The organism is Streptomyces sp. NEAU-YJ-81 (assembly GCF_017592595.1).
In the GTDB taxonomy this organism is placed as follows: Bacteria; Actinomycetota; Actinomycetes; order Streptomycetales; family Streptomycetaceae; genus Streptomyces; species Streptomyces hygroscopicus_B.
This window is the reverse complement of record NZ_JAGFNO010000102.1, coordinates 1-3,071: the sequence shown is the minus strand read 5'-3', so window position 1 is coordinate 3,071 and position 3,071 is coordinate 1. Positions and strand designations below refer to the sequence as shown.

The 3,071-nt window shown below is 68.7% G+C and carries 5 protein-coding genes and 1 pseudogene; all 6 read right to left on the bottom strand.

What is annotated here, in order from left to right:
* Window positions 1-104: pseudogene (locus J5X86_RS51860) on the bottom strand (IS5/IS1182 family transposase); the annotation flags it as partial.
* A gap of 274 nt (window positions 105-378) precedes the next feature.
* Entirely contained in the window at window positions 379-867 is a 489-nt protein-coding gene (locus tag J5X86_RS50040; RefSeq protein ID WP_208523214.1) for a ribose-5-phosphate isomerase, read from the bottom strand.
* A 280-nt stretch (window positions 868-1,147) separates the two neighbouring features.
* Window positions 1,148-1,393 (bottom strand): hypothetical protein, encoded by a 246-nt coding sequence (locus J5X86_RS51855; RefSeq protein WP_243983368.1) that lies wholly within the window; start codon window positions 1,391-1,393, stop codon window positions 1,148-1,150.
* Window positions 1,390-1,656 (bottom strand): transposase, encoded by a 267-nt coding sequence (locus J5X86_RS51850; RefSeq protein WP_243983367.1) that lies wholly within the window; start codon window positions 1,654-1,656, stop codon window positions 1,390-1,392. Before J5X86_RS51850 ends, J5X86_RS51855 begins: the two co-directional genes overlap by 4 nt.
* Window positions 1,649-2,653 carry a transaldolase family protein gene (locus J5X86_RS53185; RefSeq protein WP_374229513.1) on the bottom strand — a complete coding sequence of 335 codons (1,005 nt, stop codon included), beginning with the start codon at window positions 2,651-2,653 and terminating at the stop codon, window positions 1,649-1,651. Before J5X86_RS53185 ends, J5X86_RS51850 begins: the two co-directional genes overlap by 8 nt.
* Window positions 2,616-2,915: a transaldolase family protein gene (locus J5X86_RS50025; RefSeq protein ID WP_279595823.1), complete on the bottom strand. Its 300-nt coding sequence runs from the start codon at window positions 2,913-2,915 to the stop codon at window positions 2,616-2,618. The genes J5X86_RS53185 and J5X86_RS50025 overlap by 38 nt, the downstream gene beginning before the upstream one ends.
* Between the last annotated feature and the right edge of the window lie 156 nt (window positions 2,916-3,071).

Below are 3,071 nucleotides of genomic sequence, written 5' to 3'. Positions count from 1 at the left end.
GCCACCCCGCCGCCTTGCGGCCGCACTCGCGCCGACGGCAGCAACGGCCTGGCGATCTCCCACAGCCCCACCGGCACGATCCATCCCCACCGTCCACTCCCCATACTCGGCCAACGACCAACTGACCCTGTAGGACACGGTGTTAGGCCATCGTCCATTGTCCGTGGTGGCTGACGGGAGGAGGCTGGTGGGGCATGCCGGGCAGTGCTGCTGCCCCGGTGCGCGGACCGGGGCAGCACCGACCGATGCGCTGGCCGGGGGTGCTGCCGCCCGATACGGGAGCGGTGTCGCCCGCGTAGACGGCGGCTCTGCATGCTGAGATGCGCGGGGTCGGGTCGGATGCGAGTCGGCCGCTTCGGCGGTGCTCGTCGGTTCCCGTCAGTCCTGCTGCGGGTGGTGGGCGGGGATCTGCGGGACCTTGCTGGTGCGCTCGTAGTCGCTGAGCATGTCGATCCGGCGGACGTGCCGCTCGCCCTCGGTGAAGGGGGTGTTCACGAAGACCTCCACAAAGCGGGTGGCCTCCTGCTCTCTGTGCATCCGCGCGCCGATGCTGATGACGTTGGCGTTGTTGTGCTCGCGGCCCAGCGATGCAGTCTCCTCGCTCCAGGCGAGCGCGGCCCGCACACCCTTGACCTTGTTCGCCGTGATCGCCTCGCCGTTGCCCGATCCGCCGATCACGATGCCGAGGCTGCCCGGATCGGCGGCCGTCCGCTCCGCTGCCCGAAGGCAGAAGACCGGGTAGTCGTCCTCGGCGTCGTAGATGTGCGGACCGCAGTCCACCGGCTCGTGGCCGGCAGCCGTGAGCCACGCGACGAGGTGGTTCTTGAGTTCGTAGCCGGCATGGTCCGAGCCGAGGTGCACGCGCATGCCGCAGAGTTTGCCACGGTCGGCGTTCCGCGCCCGTATTCCTCAGGTGTGGCACGTCGAGTCACCGCCGCTTGGCGGAAGCAGCGATCCTGGGAGAGAAACCCGCTGCAGGGCCGGACCACTCGTCGGAGCTGGCGGAGCGCGGGAGCTACGAGTGTCCGCCCCGCGACGACGCATCCGGCGTCGGCACAAGCTCCGGCCGAAGGCCGCCCGGCTCGGCCGGTCGAAGGGCGGGCAGACCAGCAAGACATCTCGTGTCGCTGGAGGTCAACCTCGGCGGTCAAGCCGCGAGTGCGACAGGCGAGGCGAAGGCCCGTTCGGGGTCGTAGATCATGCGGCTCTGCAGGCAGTGGTAGAGACAGCCCAGGAGCTTGTTGAACAGGTTCCGCAGGGCCGCAGTGTGCCGTTCGCCGCCGCCACGCCGGCGGTCGTAGTGCTCGCAGGGCTCGTGTGAGCGCAAGGAGGCGAAAGCCCACATGTAGCCCACCGAGGTCAGGCGTTGGTTCTTGACGGTCCTGGCGATCACGACATGGCTACGCCCGAGGCCTGTGTCACCGGTGCTACGCCGGCGTATGCCTTCAGTGCCCGGGCATCGGCGAACCGGGCCCGGTCGTCGCTCACCTCCGCCAGGACTCGGGCCCCGGACATGACCGACAGGCCGGGGAAGCTGGTGATGATCTCCGCGTCCGGATGGGCGCTGAACATCTCCTCGGTGGCCGCCGCGAGGTCATTAACGCTGCGGCAGGCCGCGTCGATCTGCTGGACGAGGGCCTGGGTCTGCTTACCCATGGCCTGTTCGACCTGCGGCAGCTGGTGCCGGTATTCCCTGCGGAAGATCGCTCGGCCGCTCGGCCTCGGCCTCGATCCCGCGCCGGAGCCGTCCGGCCCGTGAGCAGGGCGCGTAGCTGGCTGCGCCTGAGCTGAGCCGCTGTTGCCGGGGCGGGCGCCGGGGCCAGGACTGCCCGAGCGTGTGCTGAGTTGAGGCCCAGGCTGCCGCTGCCGTGGAACGCGACAAGGGTGGCGGGGGAGTACTCGCGCAGGTGGGAGCGGAGCCGGTTGACCATCTGGGTCTTGGCACAGGCCGCGTCCTAGTGAGCGCGGGCTGGGACGGCGACAGCCTGGGCGAGCTCACTGTCAACGGGTAAAGGCCGGTGAGCGGCCATGTCGGTGCGCAAGATGTTGGCCGGGACTCGGGCGTCGGCGGCGTCGAAAGCGCGCGGGTTCGCAGACTCTCGGAGGAGCGCGGGCCGGAGCCCGTGCGCGGATCCGACGCGTCGGGGTCCTTGGGTCGGGTGCTGGCCCACAACAGTCGCTGTATGCGTGCACCGGCGTTCCCCAGGCGTTGGACCCGGTCCGGGTCCATCAGGGAGCGGTACGCCGGGTACGTGTCTTGCCCGACCGCGAGGCTGAGCCGGTCCCGCGGCTCCTGCGTCACTTCACCGCTGACAGCCGCATCCCAGCGGGACATGAAGACGGAGGCCACTGATCCCACGGCCGCATCGAGCCCCCGATCCGCCCTGCGCTCGACGCCCGTCAGGTACGCGTCGGCGGTAGCCCGGTAGTGATTGGCAGAGAACAGCAGAGTGACATTCACCGGCACGCCCGAGGCGATGCACTCGGTAATGGCTGGAAGGCCTTCGGCGGTATCGGGGATCTTGATGAACGCATTGCTCCGGCCCGCTCGGGCATGCAATGCCGTCGCCGCTTCGATGGTCCGCGCCGTGTCGTACGCCAGAAGCAATGAGGCCTCAGTGATACCCAGCCTCCACACCGTCCGTTCTCTCATGGATGGGCTGGAAGAGATCCGCAGCGCGCCGGAGGTCCTCGACGGCCATCTCGAAGAAAAGCTCCTCATCGGGCCGTCCCGACGCCGACTTGGCGCGGATGGCCGCGTCGTAGGTGCCCGGGGAGATGGCTTTGTCGAAGTTCGAGGGATTCGATGTCAGACCGGTGACCACGTAGTTGTCGATGTAGTGCTGGAGACGACCGGAGTCGAGCACGCCGCGGGTGATGTTGTCGAGCCAGAGGCTCTGCCTGAGCTTGTGCAGGGTTTGAGTCGCTTTCGTGTCATTGCCTTCTCAGCCCGGGGCCACCAGTTCGCGCGCCACCTGCGCGACGCGCTCGGGGGTGAATCCGAACTTCGTGAGCAGTTGTTTGAGGGGTGCGGAGGCGCCGAAGGTGTGCATTCCGACGATGGCCCCGCC

Excerpts from the sequence above, each read along its gene's own strand:
- J5X86_RS50040 (WP_208523214.1), bottom strand. The coding sequence starts at position 867 with ATGCGCGTGCACCTCGGCTCGGACCATGCCGGCTACGAACTCAAGAAC.
- J5X86_RS51850 (WP_243983367.1), bottom strand. The coding sequence starts at position 1,656 with ATGGGTAAGCAGACCCAGGCCCTCGTCCAGCAGATCGACGCGGCCTGC.
- J5X86_RS53185 (WP_374229513.1), bottom strand. The coding sequence starts at position 2,653 with ATGAGAGAACGGACGGTGTGGAGGCTGGGTATCACTGAGGCCTCATTG.